The organism is Paenibacillus glacialis, from assembly GCF_001637205.1.
In the GTDB taxonomy this organism is placed as follows: Bacteria; Bacillota; Bacilli; order Paenibacillales; family Paenibacillaceae; genus Paenibacillus_AQ; species Paenibacillus_AQ glacialis.
In genome coordinates this window covers 183,858-199,069 of record NZ_LVJH01000017.1, presented here as the reverse complement: position 1 = coordinate 199,069, position 15,212 = coordinate 183,858, and the positions used below count along the sequence as shown (strand labels likewise).

Genomic DNA, 15,212 nt, shown 5'->3' with positions numbered 1-15,212 from the left:
TTACTCCTTTCTCTTATCCACGTTTGTAGGGATATGGATTATGACCTTGGTTCCATCGTTCAATACAGAATCGATCTCCATTCTCCCGTCAAGGAGTTCGACTCTTTCACGCATTCCAATGATACCGAAATGATCCTTACTCTTCTTTTCTAATTGGTCCAGTCTTAACCCACAACCATTGTCTTGTACAACAATCTTCACCATTTGTGCTTGATACGTAATCTCCACAACAACATAAGAAGCCTGTGCATGTTTGGCCACGTTCGTTAAAGCCTCTTGTACAAGCCGGTATATGGCCGCTTCCATTGCGGAAGAGAGTCGATGTTCCTTCCCTCTCGTTTCGAGCAACGTACGAACTCTCACTTTCTCTTCAAAATCATAAATATACTTGCGGAGTGTTGGAATTAGCCCCAAATCATCCAAAGCCATTGGACGTAGATTGAAAATAACTTTCCGTATTTCTTCGAGACTAGCACGTACTTGTCCCTTCAAGTCTACTATTTCGTCCTGGACCATCTTAAATTCCTGCTTTACTAACATTCTTTCTACAATTTCCGTCCTAAGAACTAGATTAGCCAGCAATTGAGCAGGTCCATCATGAATCTCTCGTGCAATTCGCTTACGTTCTTCTTCTTGTGCCAAAATAATCTTCAATCCTATAAGCTGACGATTCTTAGCGGTCTCGATAATACGACCCACTTGACTTATTTCTCCAGATAAATATTCCATGACAACGCTCATTTGTGATCCAATGATTTCAGCACGTTCCACAGAATTCTCTACATTTCGAGTTCTGATCTGTAGTTCATCACGTCTCGCCTTGAGATACATTTCCTTCTCACGATAAATCATTACATCGAGCTGGAGCTGAGTTGCTTTCTCATACGCTTGTCTAATGTCTTCTTCCTTATAGCGAACAAAGTCCCGACTCACTTCCGTGAGCCGGATACGTGAACGCCGGTAACTTAGCTCCAGTAGATCTACTTTCTTCAAGGTATCTACCGTTTCCTTCACCACAAACTGAAGTTCTTGATTCAGCGCGTTCAACTCATCGCGAGCGCTCTCTAGAATCTCAAACATTTGAAGTTTACTATTTTCCACCACTTCGATGGCATTTTTTATGACACGGTCTATAGCTTCAGCTTGGAAATCCACTCGAGTGTTACTCCATTTCTTACAGCATTGTTCATTTACTACTCCATATCATAACATATCACGAATCAATTGTGATGGTCTTCGTTAGCTGATTCCACGTAACTTTTAGACCTAGTTGTTCAGATACTAAGCGAAGAGGGACTAAGGTTCTACTTTGTGTCACAATTGGTGCTACTATAGCACTAGATCGTTTACCGTTAAGAATGAACTCTTTCTTATTCACTGTAAGATCTAATAATTTCCCTCCGCGTAACACAGTAATTCTCTGATTAGTGGCATCCCAGCTCGCACTTCCTCCAAACGCATCTATAACATAACGAATCGGTACATAAGTACTGTTATTTTTAACCACTGGTGCAACATCCATTGTCTTATTGATACTGTTAACCAGCATCGACTTCTGTCCAACGGTCATCACGGCTTGTGCTTGTGGAAGACCTGCTTCACTTGATAAAGAAGGGATCATAAACTGAACATTATCGAAGGCAACTGTGCCGGTCAATGTACGTTCATCCTGACCTTCTTCCACATTCACCACATAGAATCGTTTCAGCTGAGCTGGATATTGAATATTAAGTCCACTCAAGTCGATATTCAGATTCTTCCAACCTTCCCAATCGATTACCTTCGCAAGATCCACATAGATTGTTTTGCCTGACTTATCCGTAATTTCTGCGCGAAGCCAATTCAAGCTCTTATCCCCTTGAACATCCACTGACATGGATGTGGCTGCCGCGGAGATTTCCTTACCAACTGTTCCATTTAATTGTGCGTAAGCATACATTTTACCGATTCCTTGCGTCATATCATATTGCAGACTCATCACTTTAGATTTCGAATGATCACCAGTTCCTTGCGTAATGACAGCCGATCCACTCACTCCGGCTACATTGCTAGTGAATTCAACAGGATAACTAACATTCTCGAAGTTCTCCCACATGCTGTTACCTGCCTCAGACAATACTACAACGGTACTGAATCCATTATATCGACCAATAGCATAACCAACCTTCGCATCCCCATTAACGGAAGTCACGGTTAAGGTATCACCCTGTACATTCCCCTTAAATCCAACAAACTCCCATTTCAAAGAGCTTGCAGGAATCGTTATACTTTGACCAGTCTTTGTCACAGCAGTAACCGGAATAGATACAGTTGTACCTACTGTAAGTGGTGCTGTTGAATTAGCTGCAGTCAGACTTGTTAGTTCATCGGCTCCTAGAACGGTCACTTGCGTACTTACCTTAGCCGCCCCGCTAACCGCTGTAATTGTCGCTGTACCCGGCTTAACCCCAATGATCTTACCTTCGTTCACTTTGACATTACCATTGCTAGAAGTCCACGTAGGATTGATCTGTGACGAATCTATCGGGTTATAATAAGTGTCATAACCTTTCAGACTATAAGAACTCTCTTGTCCAATTAATAGAGCTCCGCTTCCGCTTATTTTAAATCCTTTTAACTCGCCCTTCGGTGCTGTGCTAAATACACCAAGAGCATTGACGATACTTCGCTGCGTCGTGCCATATTCTGTATTAAACGTGAGTGTCGCGTTCTTCTCAGCTAATGGTCGTGTTACCATGGTAGTTGATCCACCACCGTCTAAATTCATCGCTTTCCATACGCCAATATTCACCATAAACGACTGTAGCTCAGGTAATGACATTCCTGAACTATTGCTATTATCTTCTGCAGTCACAATATAGGCATATCGACCATCCTGAGAATAGCCAAGAGCTGTTCGAGCGCGATATCCTCCGATACTAGCTACATCTCTAGTGAAGGCAGAAGCCTGCCCTCCGTTAACAAGAAGCGTATGTCCACCGATCATCATTTGTAGACTCGCAGGATCAACCTGATGCCCTGTAGTCTCTGATACGAGTGAGGAGCTCACACTCAATGGCTGACCAATGACAAAGTGTGTATTGGCGAATTCAGCCGCCGTTCCATGCGCACGAAGAATAAAGCCATCCTCTGGTACAGAAAGCTTCAAAGGAGCTTTATACGATAATTGCGTAATGATGCCATTCTGTACTAGAATTTCGGTTGCCGTCGATGAACTATCACTAGGGCGATCCAACGACTTCCAGTTACTTGTATACATATACATCGCATTCACATGACTATAAGCTGAACTCGTGCCTTCAGGAGAGTACGTTGTCTTATTTATTCCCGATAAAGGAAATTCCGTTCCGTCCTGCGCCTTTACAGATCCTTTGAAAGCATATTCATCAATCATCGGCTTCCCATCTTTAGACACCGTAAAGGAATACATTCCTTTCAAATCTGCAGGTGTAGCCATTAACACACCATTTGTTATTTGACCACCCAGTGGTGCCCATTGCGCTCCTGGACCACTTGTAATGTAGTAATCTCCATTCACTGCAGCTACGGCGCCATTTTCTTTCGCCATACCTAGTGTGCTCTGTCTAGTCGTAAACTGACCTCCCACACCATTCATAGCATCCATTTTTACATTTGAATTTTGCAGATCTACTCGAACGACATCAGCGAGCGTAGTCGCTTGTTTACCTGAACGTGTCGAAGAAAATTGATACTTGTATAGGATAGCCCCAGAAGTAATGATCTCTTCCCCGAGCTTTTTGACGGATGTAGAAGCTGCACTAGCAACTGAACCTTGAGTTGAACCCGGTATAGAAATTCCATCTCCTACAATGGGTGCGATCCATAATAGCCCTGCCAAAGTAACAACAATCCACTTCTTCCCTGTTAATACTGTCACTTTGTTTTGAATGTGTTGAAGGTTTCTTTTCATGAATTATTAATCTCCCATCTCGTTAGCAAATCATATATTAACACGCAAAATTACTGAATATTATAATAGCTTACATATAATAGACTACTTTTAAGAGGAAAAGTTACGTCAATTCAGCAATTTGTTCTATTCATTCGCTTACTACTTGACCAATTGACTACAGTGAACAGATTAACTAACCGTAGGAACAACCTAATACAACAAGCTTACTTCCTAATGTGAACCTTCGTCATTCACCTCTCCAACTACTCAAATGCAAAAACTCTCAAAACCGATTAACGGTCTTGAGAGTTTCTTTTATTGAGCATTGACTTACAAGTAATTCAATTTGTCTAAGACACGTTTCAACATGACAACCGCTTGCGCTCGGGTTGCATTACCTTGTGGCTGAAAGGTATTGATAGTTACACCCTGAATGATGCCTTCCTTCACGGCTTTAGCTACTATCTCTTTGGACTGTACTTTTGAAAAATCTTTAAATTTCGACAGCGTTTGAGTGGCCGTTCCGTTAATAGAAATGCTAGGGCCAGCATACTCCATCGCCCGTACCATCATGAGGGCCATCTGCTCGCGGGTAACGTAACTATTTGGCTTAAACGTTCCGTCCGAATTACCAGTAATAATCCCAGCCTTCGCTGCGGCTCCAATATATGCCCCTGTCGTACCCGATGATACATCTGGGAAACCACGTGTTTCTTCCCCTGTAAGACCCAGACCCTTCGCAATAAATACGGCGAACTCCGCCCGCGTAATATTTTTGTCTGGCTCGAACTTCCCTCCTGAGCTTGGGCGTGACTCCACAATCATTTTTCCTGAAAGCTCAGAGATCGCTTCCTTTGCCCAATGCTTCGTTGTATCCGAATAATAACTGTATCCAACTGCTGGCCCAACAATAGAATTACCACTGATCTTACCACTGAATAAGATAGATACAGGGCTACCCGTTACTCTCGAAGGTACAAAAGAAAGGGAACCCGTAGTTTCATTATACTTAACCAACGATGCCTGAGTGGTCGATCCGAGGCTACTTGATGCACGAAAGTAAAGTTGTCCCGTGTGAGAAATCGCTATAGCATTCGAAGAGGATGATCCGTTACTTACGCTAACGTACAACTGGATCGGATCAACCATTGGGTTCGTCGTAATCCCGTTTTGGGAAGTTGTCACCGCCAATTGAGAACTAGAAACTGACTCCATCTGAACCGTCAAATTAACGCCACTCAACGAAGATACTCCCAAGGCACGCGAAATGTCTGTGTACGAAATTTTGTCAATTGGGAGCTCGTACATGACATTCTTATACCGCACTGCAAATGAACCACTCTTACCGCTGCTGTTCACCTCCATTAATGCACTCAATGGTATAACAACTTCAGCTGCCTTTTCGGTGGAAGGAACCTCAAACACCAGCATTTTACTCACATTATTATTAGTAATAAATTTCATTCCACCCAGTACCTTTGACTGATCAAGTACATATTTCCCAATGCTTTGCCCATTGCGAGAACGACTCTCCCACGATTGGCCTGAAGAGGAATTTAGTAAGTAACCACCTATTCCAAAGTCCCCTGAAGACATTGATGTGATGTAGCCTGGCTGATTAGTACTACCTGTAGTTCCACCCGTATTACTCACGTTCTGAACTCGCATATTTGTGTAAGCTTTGATAATATTGCCCTGACTATCATACAAAGGTGCAGTACCTGTTAAATATGACAACAGAACAACTTGATCATTTGTAACCGCCGAGCTCAACTTAAGCGTGACGGTATCCCCACCGACTGTCGCAGATTGAACAGGACGGTTGGCCTGATCGACAGACACATTGAACTGATTAACCGGTAATAGGGACATTTCCTTTAGATTCTTATTATAAACGATCGTAATTGTATCGCCCCGTACCGTTGCTGAACGAATCCCCTCCGCCACGACGCTATAATTGATTGGTTGCAGATTGATATATCCGGCCAAATTTCCGTTCAAGTCTGCAATCCCACCAACTCCAGCCACATAAGATAACGTCACAGCCTGATTCATAGTATAAGATGACGCTAGCGTAAGAATAACTTGATTGGACATGATTTCCACATTCGTAACGAATACAGCCACATTATTGACTAGCACCGAAAATTGACTCTTCATCGGAATACCACTCGTCTTTAACGCCTCATTGTAGGTAAGTATAACTTTATTGCTATTTCCTTCTATCCCCGTTAATTCCGGAGGTTTCGTATCATAAGCATTACGAACAAAATAATCATTAAACGCCGAAATATTCTGTCCCCGATAATCTTTCAATGGGTACGATCCCGGTGAATAGGATACTTTCACGATTTCTCCATTAGATACTGAGCTAGACAAATATAACGTGACCGTTCGTCCACTCTGATAAATGCTACTTATACCTTTCGAATAGCCGTCAGTCACCACCGAAAATTGATTATAAGCATAACTACTGGAAAGACTCTCTAGACTTTCACTAAAAGTTAATGTCAATGTACTTCCTGAGACGTATCCATCGGTTGGTTTCGGTAATACCGAATCAATACCGTTCGTAACTTCCTTGCTAGACAAGGATGCAGCCATGTTCTTAGACAAATCCTGTACCGGTCTGACACTGTTGCCACTGTAAGTAATTCGGACGATCTGCCCAACAGCCACCCCAGTCTCCAAAGTGACATACACGCTCTCACCAGAAACGTAGGCATTGTTGAGCTTTCGCGTCTCTCCGTTCACGGTAACTGTGAAGCTGGACGTCAGCAAATTGATCGAGGAATCCAGCATTTTATTGTACTGAAGACGAATGACTGAATTACTATACATCGTCGCGCTCTGAATGACGGGTACAGTTTTGTCAGATACGGTCGTCTGGAAGGTCCAACTTGACGTACCACTAAGACCCGAATATAATTCTCCTGTCACCAGATCCGCCATTGCACCAGAAGCAATATCTACATAATATGTTGCCCCTTCTTGCAGATTGGCGGATGGTCTTATTATTAATTGCGTACCCGAAGCTGATACTGTAGCAGGAATCGCTGTAGTCGTACCTTGTTTTTTAAGCGTAACTCCCGACGCATTAAGTAGGGCAATATTTCGGTTGAACGTAGCAACCATATTTGATGTAAGGTTATTATTAGTACTTCTGTCCGTGGGAGACAAATAACTTAATGTCAATGCATTCGATGTCGTCGTACCCGTTGTGAAGGTCCAGCTTCGTAACGGTGAAGCGTTACCATCACTATCTTTAAAAGCACCTGCCGGAACTGCTACCGTATATGTCTTGTTGTAAGTCATATTAGTCGGTAGAGTTAGCGTTATTTTGTTAGTACCTCCGCCCTTCACATCAGCAGAAGTAACATTAAATTCCTTCATAAGAGTATCCGATGTTTGCAAAGATATTGTCCCTTTATCCGGATATACCGGGCGACTGAAGTTCAATTGAATGCTACCCGTAATCGCAACGCTCGTTGCATTGGCGGCTGGTACTGTAGGGGTTGTAGCTTCCCATGTCACCGCCGTTCCTTGTACATTGAAATACCATTCCTGCGCGCTACTGATTCCCACAAAAGGATGTCCATCTACATCCTTGAACGCACCACTGTCGATCAGGACATAATATCTTTCACCACGGCTTAGGTCATTTACTTCCCAAAAAGTCGTCTTGCTAATGCTATCTACCGTTATAGCTGCGTTTTGGACTGGCTTTGTGAATATAACTTGGTTGTCGGAAGCACGAATGACAGAAATAGTTCCCGTACCTTTAACAACAGCCTTATCAAAAGAAATCTTTAAACCCGTCGAAACCCCAGTAACAACCTCTCCCTTAAGAGGATAGATTCCACTGATCACTGGCGCTGTACTACCTTCGGTAGAGAGCGTTGTAAATGACATATCGAAAACTTCCGATTGAACAGACGCTGTATTTGCATCAATAAATGTTCCCGCCGGTCCCTTCACATGGTACGTAGTTCCATTGGCTAATTTACCAGCAGGTAATGTTATATCATACCGGCTTAAAACATAGGGCTGTGGCGTGATGGACTCCACCGTTATGGCTGGGTTTATACCATCCGTTATTTCAATTGTTCCGGTGCCCATCTTCACTTGTCGATCAAATGTCAGTTGGATTTGACTCGTATCTACTGGAACCCCCTTGGCTCCATCTGCTGGTAGCATCGAAATCACAATCGGAGTTTCTCCTGCTGCACCTGCTACGTTAATCATTGAGCCAAGCAACATATTTACCACCATCATTAATACAATTCCTATTGAAATCTTCTTCCTCATTACTTACGTTCCCCTTTCAAATCAACCTGCTATGTAAAATTCTCGTCACTCTATCTTCAAGGACATACCTATATATATTAACGGTCAAATGCGCTTCCAAGTTTAGAAACCAATGTATTTTAGTGAAAGAATGGATCTTACATTCCCATGAAGATCGTAATTGAGCACCAAAAAACCTGTGAGATCACGGATTTAGCGGTAGTATAGTTCCTTGTAATTGTGTGGAATATTACGAAGGACCCCTAAATACACAAAAAAAACGGATATCCTTCCCTCAAGGGAACAGATATCCGCTTTATTTCAAACCGTCACACTTACAGTCCGGCTTGTTCTTTCAATAGATCCGCTTTGTCGACTTGCTCCCAAGGTACATCTAGATCGGTACGACCGAAATGCCCATAAGCCGCTGTCTGTTTGTAAATCGGACGACGCAAGTCAAGCATATTAATAATGCCCGCTGGGCGAAGATCAAAGTTCTTTTGGATTAGCTCCACTAACTTCTCTTCACTCACTTTACCTGTACCGTAAGTATCTACATTGACGGATACCGGAGTAGCTACACCAATGGCATAAGCCAATTGAATCTCACATTTATCTGCAAGACCAGCAGCTACAAGGTTCTTAGCTACGTAACGAGCTGCGTATGCCGCTGAACGGTCTACCTTCGTAGGATCCTTACCAGAGAACGCTCCGCCTCCATGACGTGCATAACCACCGTATGTATCAACGATGATCTTACGTCCTGTTAAGCCTGCGTCTCCTTGTGGACCTCCGATAACGAAACGTCCTGTTGGGTTGATGAAGTATTTGGTATTCTCATCTAGCAATTCAGCAGGAACAACTGGAAGAATCACGTGCTCTCTAATGTCAGCTTGAATCTGTTCTAACGTTATTTCTTCAGCATGTTGCGTAGAAACAACGATCGTGTCTACACGTACAGGCTTATCATCTATATATTCAATAGTCACTTGTGTTTTGCCATCTGGACGCAAGTAATTTAGCGTGCCATCTTTACGCACAGCCGAGAGTTGACGCGAAATACGATGTGCTAATGCGATAGGAAGTGGCATAAGTTCTGGCGTCTCATTCGTTGCAAAACCAAACATTAGTCCTTGGTCTCCCGCGCCGATATCTGCCGTTTCTGTATCCATTTGATCAAGATCACGGTTTTCTATCGCTGCATTTACACCTTGAGCTATATCAGCAGATTGTTCATTCAGTGAGGTGAGTACAGCACATGTATTATAGTCAAAACCATATTTAGCGCGTGTGTATCCAATTTCCTTGATTGTGTTTCTTACGATGGATGGAATATCCACATAATCAGAATTCGTACTAATTTCCCCAATGACTAGAACTAGGCCTGTAGCTACAGCTACTTCACACGCAACACGTGCGTTAGGATCGTTCGCCAAGAATGCATCCAACACTGCATCAGAAATTTGGTCGCATATTTTATCTGGATGTCCTTCGGTAACGGACTCAGATGTAAACAGATGACGTCCTTTAATTGACATAATGTAACCTCCCAATAAGAAAAAAATGAACCTTCCCCAGTTGGAAAAGGTTGCTTACAATCCTCAAAGGTCATATTATCTTATTTGTCAAACGGTGTCAATCATCTTGAACTAGACGTATAACATAATAGCGTTCACATTGCTGTGATACATAATATATAATGAAGTATTTTTTATATGAAACTTTGCTCAGCTTGTCGAATTAATCGTTTGGTGATTTCACCACCTACAGATCCATTCTCTCTTGATGTTAGATGGCCCCAGCTTGCTCGTCCATGATTCGTATATCCTTCAACCGCTCCAAGATCGGAAGCAAATTCAGTGTCCATTCCAGCTGTACTACTATAGCCACCAACATGTAGTCCGAATTCCGCAGCAATTTCATATTTCATTTGATCAATCATCTGGCGACTCTCCGGTACAACTTTACGATTGTTTCTTGCCATTATAATGAGCACCTCCTGCATGATGTACTTGCAAGAGTATTATTTACATTCTCGTTCGAATTACACGTATAAAAGATTGCTACTACTGGCAATAATACGGATAACCATTATTGAATAGTATAACTTCCGCGGACCATAACAACTAAACCGTATTTCTGTCCTTCTTGAACCGTAATACCCCGTCCTTCTCTTGGGAAGGATAATAGATGGTTTGTTACTACAGATTGTCCATTCTTGATATCTAACCCAGCGGTCAAATCAGGCACACCATTAGCGTCAGGACTGTATATAATTGCCTTACCATTACGAACAATAAATTCCGTCCCTGCATTAGCTAACAGCGTCTGACCTGGCTTAACGTCTACAACTACGAGCGCATTTGCACTTGAATTTCCGTTATCTGTTGGGTTTGGAGGCACTGGTGTTGGTGTAGTCGGTGGAACTGGTGTTGGTGTTGTAGTAGTACCCCCACCTAATGCCTTTTGTATCTGTTGATCTACGTAGCTCTTAGTTACGACGGGGTCATCTGACGTTCCAGGTTGTGTGGTAGAGCCTGCACCGCTAGCTGTTGTATTCAATATTGAACCAACCCAAGCAACACTGCTGAACAATACTGCCGCAGTTACAACTTTCCAAGCTTTATTCATGATGTTCCTCCTCTATGATTGTTTATTTCTTTTAATGATAGAGATATTAGGGAGGTAAAACAAGTGAAAAGTTTAAAGTGTGAAATGAAATTCTTCTGTCCTAGAATTGTTTTGGTTGGAACACCACTCACATAATATTCTTCACACTTACAATGTTCACACGCTTTGCGGGTTGGCTCTTCATTTGGATTCCTCCTGAAATAGAAATAGCCCTAACTTCTTGAAGGGAATTAGGGCTTATCCTTTATTACCATATCTATATAGATTGAACTAAAGTTTGCGCTCACAAGTTCAATCATTTCTAAAGAGAATCATGAATATGAGGGTTCGTCTTTAGTTCAATCTATCTATATAATAATATACATTTATTTTTCTGAGTGCTTCGGATTAACTTCAGGAGAAAAGACCCATAAAGAATTACTTCTACAGACTGGTTACTGGTTACTGGTTACCGTTGTTGGTTTTCTGGAAATAAAAAAACAAACCAGAGAACTTAGTTCTCTGATTTGTTTTGATGTTTTGAACTATTTGTTAGAACTGATAGTTATTGTTACAAAAGCTTCTTTATTACCATCAGTTACAGTAGCGAAGAATTGATCTCCAGCAACATTGTCGTTGGTAGCAAGAGCAACTTCAATACCGTCTTTAGCACTATTCAGAGACGCACTATACGCTTTATTAGCAATAGTTACATTAAAAGTACTAGTCGAAGTTGTTACAGCTTTGTTCAACTTAACTGTCAGTAATTTACCAGTAGCTGTGTCAGAAATTGTAGTGCCAGTGGCAACTACGTTAGTTGAAATTGTAGATGGAGCTGCAACTGTGTATACGTCGGAATCAACGGCTTTCGATGTCGTTCCTGTTGCAACAAGATATTTTGCACCTTTAACTTGAACAGAAATTGGGTTAATCAAAGCATTAGCTTTTTTGATTTTCACCGTAAGTTCATTGCTGCTTTTACGCTCAACAGTGTAATCAGATATTGGTGTAAGATCTGGTGTGTTAGTTAAAGACAAATCTTTAATAACCAGATCATTCGCAATTTGGTCAACTGTGTTACCATTGATCGAATCGATGCTTGTATTGAATGTCATAACAAATGAATTATAAACACTATCTCTCACGCTAACATTAGCAACACGAGGTGCTACAGCATTGCTAACTGGCATATTAGCGTTAGAAGACAAGTTCATTCGATTGTTCGAATATGTCTCGATTGAGTTGTTAGCGAACAGAGTAATGTTAGCACCAGTAACTTCATCAGAAGTTTTCAGTGTTACTTTGTTCTCATCAACACTTACAGAAGCAGGGTAAGTTCCATTGATTTGGAAGTCGCCCACATTTGCAGATGCGACTACTTGGTTGAATGTCAATTCAAAAGTTTTAGCATCTTTTTGTACAGCGCCAATCCATTTCAATTGGTTCGCAGCAGAATCTTTCAGGATGGAGCTATGCAAAGATACTACTTGACCTGTTTTGGATCTCAAGCCAGTTGTAGTTACATCTTTAACAGATCCGTTTGGTCCGAAGGTAACTTTAGTTCCATCGATATATTCAGGGAACTGAAGAACTACGGATTTACTACCGTTAACTGCATTTACGCCAACTTCACTTGGAAGAGCGATATTTTGAGCGTTAGCTCCATTTTTCTGGAAGTTAATGTAGTAGTTACCTTTTGCATTAACGGTTGCCAGATCCATTTCTCTACCAAAGTTCAAAGTAAGTTTGCGAGCAGACTCATTGTAATCTGTAGAAGAGATTTGTGGATTCTTAGTATCATTAGCTACGAATGTACCATTGTATTCTACCAATGTGTTTTTAAGAGCTGTTGTATCTTGAACATCAGCAACCTTCAAGTTATAAGTGCCAGTCTCAAGGGTATTGAAGAAATTAACATAGAATATTTTGTTGGAAGAGTCAGCTGCCACTACACTGCTTACAGAGATTACATCGTCACCTTTTTTAATAGTGAAGTATTTTCTGTCAGCTGCTTTTACAGCTTTGTCAAAGCGAACTGTCAATGCGTTAGTTCTGTCACCAAATATAGTTTCAACTACTTGTGGACGAACCAAGTCAACAGAAGCATTGATTTTGTGTTCTTTCACAGCGTTAGCGTTACCGGAGTAGTCTTTAACTTCTACGAACAAAGTAGACTCGTATCCTGGCAGACGGTTAGCATCATCAAACTCAACTGAATATACATTGGAAGCAATTTGCGTTACTTTACCAGTTTTGTTAGTTGTACCAGATTTCCAGAAGAAGCTATCCTTAGTTACAGAAGCTGGATCGATTTCTTCGTCGAAAGTAACCGTTACTTTCTCTAGAGTGGCGGAGATTTCAGTCACTTTAGGACCTTCAGAATCAACAGCTACAGTAAAGTCAGTTGTTGCTGCCAAAGATTTCAAACCAGCGAAATCTTCAACCAAGGAAGTTGTCAATTTGTGAGCGCCAACAGTGATCGTACCTGTGTAGTCACGCAGAATTACTTCTCTTTGGTTAGCACCTTGAGTTACAGAACCAACAAAAGCTTTGTCATCCAATTGGAAATTGCTGCTTGATGGAGCTACAACTGGCTCAGAGAAAGTTACTTTGATAACTTTAGTTCCGAGAGCTTTCACTTCACTTACTGTAGGTAAAACATTGTCAGAAGTAGTAAAGGAAACTTCACCTTGTGGCAATACAGTACTAGCAGAAGATTTCACATTTTTAACAACAACTTTGTAAGTTGTTCCTTGTACGAATTTGCTGGACTCGTTCAGTAACAGACGAGCTGTTTTACCGTCTTCCAACAAAGTGATGGATTTGATTCCTTTGGAATTGCTATCCACTGTGTAGTTGTTTTTGTCAGTTGCAGTAGCTTTGTCTACTTTACCGTCAAAAGCAACGTCTACTTCTTTAAGATTAGTTGAAGTTGCTTTTTCAACCTTAGTTGCAGATGTTACTGGAACAACAATTGGGTTCTTAATAAGGTCAACTGCATAAGTTGCTTCTACCAACAAGGAACGACTTGCATTACCTTGGAAGTTAAGATCCTTAGAAATCAATCCAGCGTTGATTGCTGCTTGAACGGAACCTTTAGCCCATTCAGTTGCAGTGTTGTCAACCTTTGTAGGGATTTCAAGTTTCAATGCTTTAACCAATACTTCAGCCAATTCTTGAACTGTTACATTAGCTTTTTGGTCGAACAATTTCTTAGTTAGGTCTTTACCTTGCATAATACCAGCAAGTGATACTGCTTCGATGTAAGGTGCTGCCCAGTTCTTAGGATTGTTGTAACCTTTGTCATTGTAAGAATAAGTACCAGTTACTTCTTTCAATCCCATTACTTTAGTGATAACTTTAGCGAATTCAGCGCGAGTCATATCTCTTTCAAGATGTGCTAAACCGTCAGTGTCACCTGCAAAAATTCCTTTAACTTTCAATGCATCGAACTTTTCTTGTGCAGATAGTTTTGCTGTATCCGCGAATGCTACAGAAGCAAACATTGAGAATGCCATTGCTGTAGATAAAGCTACTGATAAAATTTTCTTCATAACCTTTTTTTCTCCTCCTTGGGCGTGCATAACATTTTTATTTTCTTGAAATGGGTAGCTCGTGTCACTCATTAGTCTTACACCCCCTTTCTCGAGTTGAGCAAAATAATATAAATGATGTCTGTGACGGGTATCACAGAAACTGGTAAACAATAAATCAACGAAAATAGACCAGTATCCAAGCCTACTTTAAGTATTATACAATGGGTCCAAGTTATCGTAAAGAAAAATTTTCTAATTTATAGATCTTTTTCTTCTTTCGGATATCAGTTGGCTAATGTCCATCGTTAAATGACTCTATATCTTAGACGCACGAGTTTCGGAAAAGTTGCACCTTTTTAAAAAGAATTTCATTTTTGTTACTAATTCAAGGTGAAACCTAGTTTTCAATCACCATTTTTTCTACATTCAAAACATAAAATCATAAAAAAGACGCCTTTCGGCGTCATTCGTTCTTTGTATTCCTGATATATTTATTACAAATTGTTACCGAATCTTCATCGCCAATTGAATAATCTGTGCTCTCATTTCAGGACTTCCATTTAAATTCTCATACATTGATTCTATCGACTGCCTATTTTCACGATAGTGTTTTTCGTGCTTTATAGTAACATGCGACCATTCGATGAGATTATTCTCTGCTGTTAACAATTCGTTGAACGCAGCATGGAACCCTGTCTCTTGAACAAGTCCTTCCATTACTTCTTGAGTAATCTCTCTTCTCTTGCGTGTTGTTTCGATTGTCTTCTCCAGCACACTAGCTCTATTCTCAAATACTGTTTTCGCCTTCATATAATCCATTTGAGCTTTAGAATAGATTGACTTCATAAGTAACCTTCACCCTCTAG

Annotated in this window: 8 protein-coding genes; all 8 read right to left on the bottom strand. The window is 41.1% G+C overall.

Annotated elements, in window-relative coordinates:
- The gene (locus tag PGLA_RS10730) at positions 1–1,155 is read right to left on the bottom strand and encodes a sensor histidine kinase (RefSeq protein ID WP_068532382.1); all 1,155 of its coding nucleotides are present in this window, start codon (positions 1,153–1,155) and stop codon (positions 1–3) included.
- 58 nt (positions 1,156–1,213) lie between these two features.
- Positions 1,214–3,931 carry a stalk domain-containing protein gene (locus PGLA_RS10725; protein ID WP_068532380.1) on the bottom strand — a complete coding sequence of 906 codons (2,718 nt, stop codon included), beginning with the start codon at positions 3,929–3,931 and terminating at the stop codon, positions 1,214–1,216.
- 312 nt (positions 3,932–4,243) lie between these two features.
- On the bottom strand, positions 4,244–8,221 hold the full coding sequence (locus PGLA_RS10720; RefSeq protein ID WP_068532378.1) for an Ig-like domain-containing protein: 3,978 nt from the start codon (positions 8,219–8,221) through the stop codon (positions 4,244–4,246).
- Between the two features lie 314 nt (positions 8,222–8,535).
- Positions 8,536–9,738: a methionine adenosyltransferase gene (metK, locus tag PGLA_RS10715; protein ID WP_068532377.1), complete on the bottom strand. Its 1,203-nt coding sequence runs from the start codon at positions 9,736–9,738 to the stop codon at positions 8,536–8,538.
- Positions 9,739–9,911: 173 nt separating this feature from the next.
- Positions 9,912–10,184 (bottom strand): alpha/beta-type small acid-soluble spore protein, encoded by a 273-nt coding sequence (locus PGLA_RS10710; protein ID WP_068532375.1) that lies wholly within the window; start codon positions 10,182–10,184, stop codon positions 9,912–9,914.
- Between the two features lie 107 nt (positions 10,185–10,291).
- Complete coding sequence (locus tag PGLA_RS10705) at positions 10,292–10,831, bottom strand: hypothetical protein (protein ID WP_068532373.1); 540 nt, start codon at positions 10,829–10,831, stop codon at positions 10,292–10,294.
- A 524-nt stretch (positions 10,832–11,355) separates the two neighbouring features.
- The gene (locus PGLA_RS10700; protein WP_068532371.1) at positions 11,356–14,436 is read right to left on the bottom strand and encodes a hypothetical protein; all 3,081 of its coding nucleotides are present in this window, start codon (positions 14,434–14,436) and stop codon (positions 11,356–11,358) included.
- Between the two features lie 414 nt (positions 14,437–14,850).
- The gene (locus PGLA_RS10695) at positions 14,851–15,192 is read right to left on the bottom strand and encodes a hypothetical protein (protein ID WP_068532369.1); all 342 of its coding nucleotides are present in this window, start codon (positions 15,190–15,192) and stop codon (positions 14,851–14,853) included.
- Positions 15,193–15,212: the final 20 nt, after the last annotated feature.

Excerpts from the sequence above, each read along its gene's own strand:
- PGLA_RS10700 (WP_068532371.1), bottom strand. The coding sequence starts at position 14,436 with ATGAGTGACACGAGCTACCCATTTCAAGAAAATAAAAATGTTATGCAC.
- PGLA_RS10705 (WP_068532373.1), bottom strand. The coding sequence starts at position 10,831 with ATGAATAAAGCTTGGAAAGTTGTAACTGCGGCAGTATTGTTCAGCAGT.
- PGLA_RS10725 (WP_068532380.1), bottom strand. The coding sequence starts at position 3,931 with ATGAAAAGAAACCTTCAACACATTCAAAACAAAGTGACAGTATTAACA.
- PGLA_RS10720 (WP_068532378.1), bottom strand. The coding sequence starts at position 8,221 with ATGAGGAAGAAGATTTCAATAGGAATTGTATTAATGATGGTGGTAAAT.
- PGLA_RS10710 (WP_068532375.1), bottom strand. The coding sequence starts at position 10,184 with ATGGCAAGAAACAATCGTAAAGTTGTACCGGAGAGTCGCCAGATGATT.
- metK (WP_068532377.1), bottom strand. The coding sequence starts at position 9,738 with ATGTCAATTAAAGGACGTCATCTGTTTACATCTGAGTCCGTTACCGAA.
- PGLA_RS10695 (WP_068532369.1), bottom strand. The coding sequence starts at position 15,192 with ATGAAGTCAATCTATTCTAAAGCTCAAATGGATTATATGAAGGCGAAA.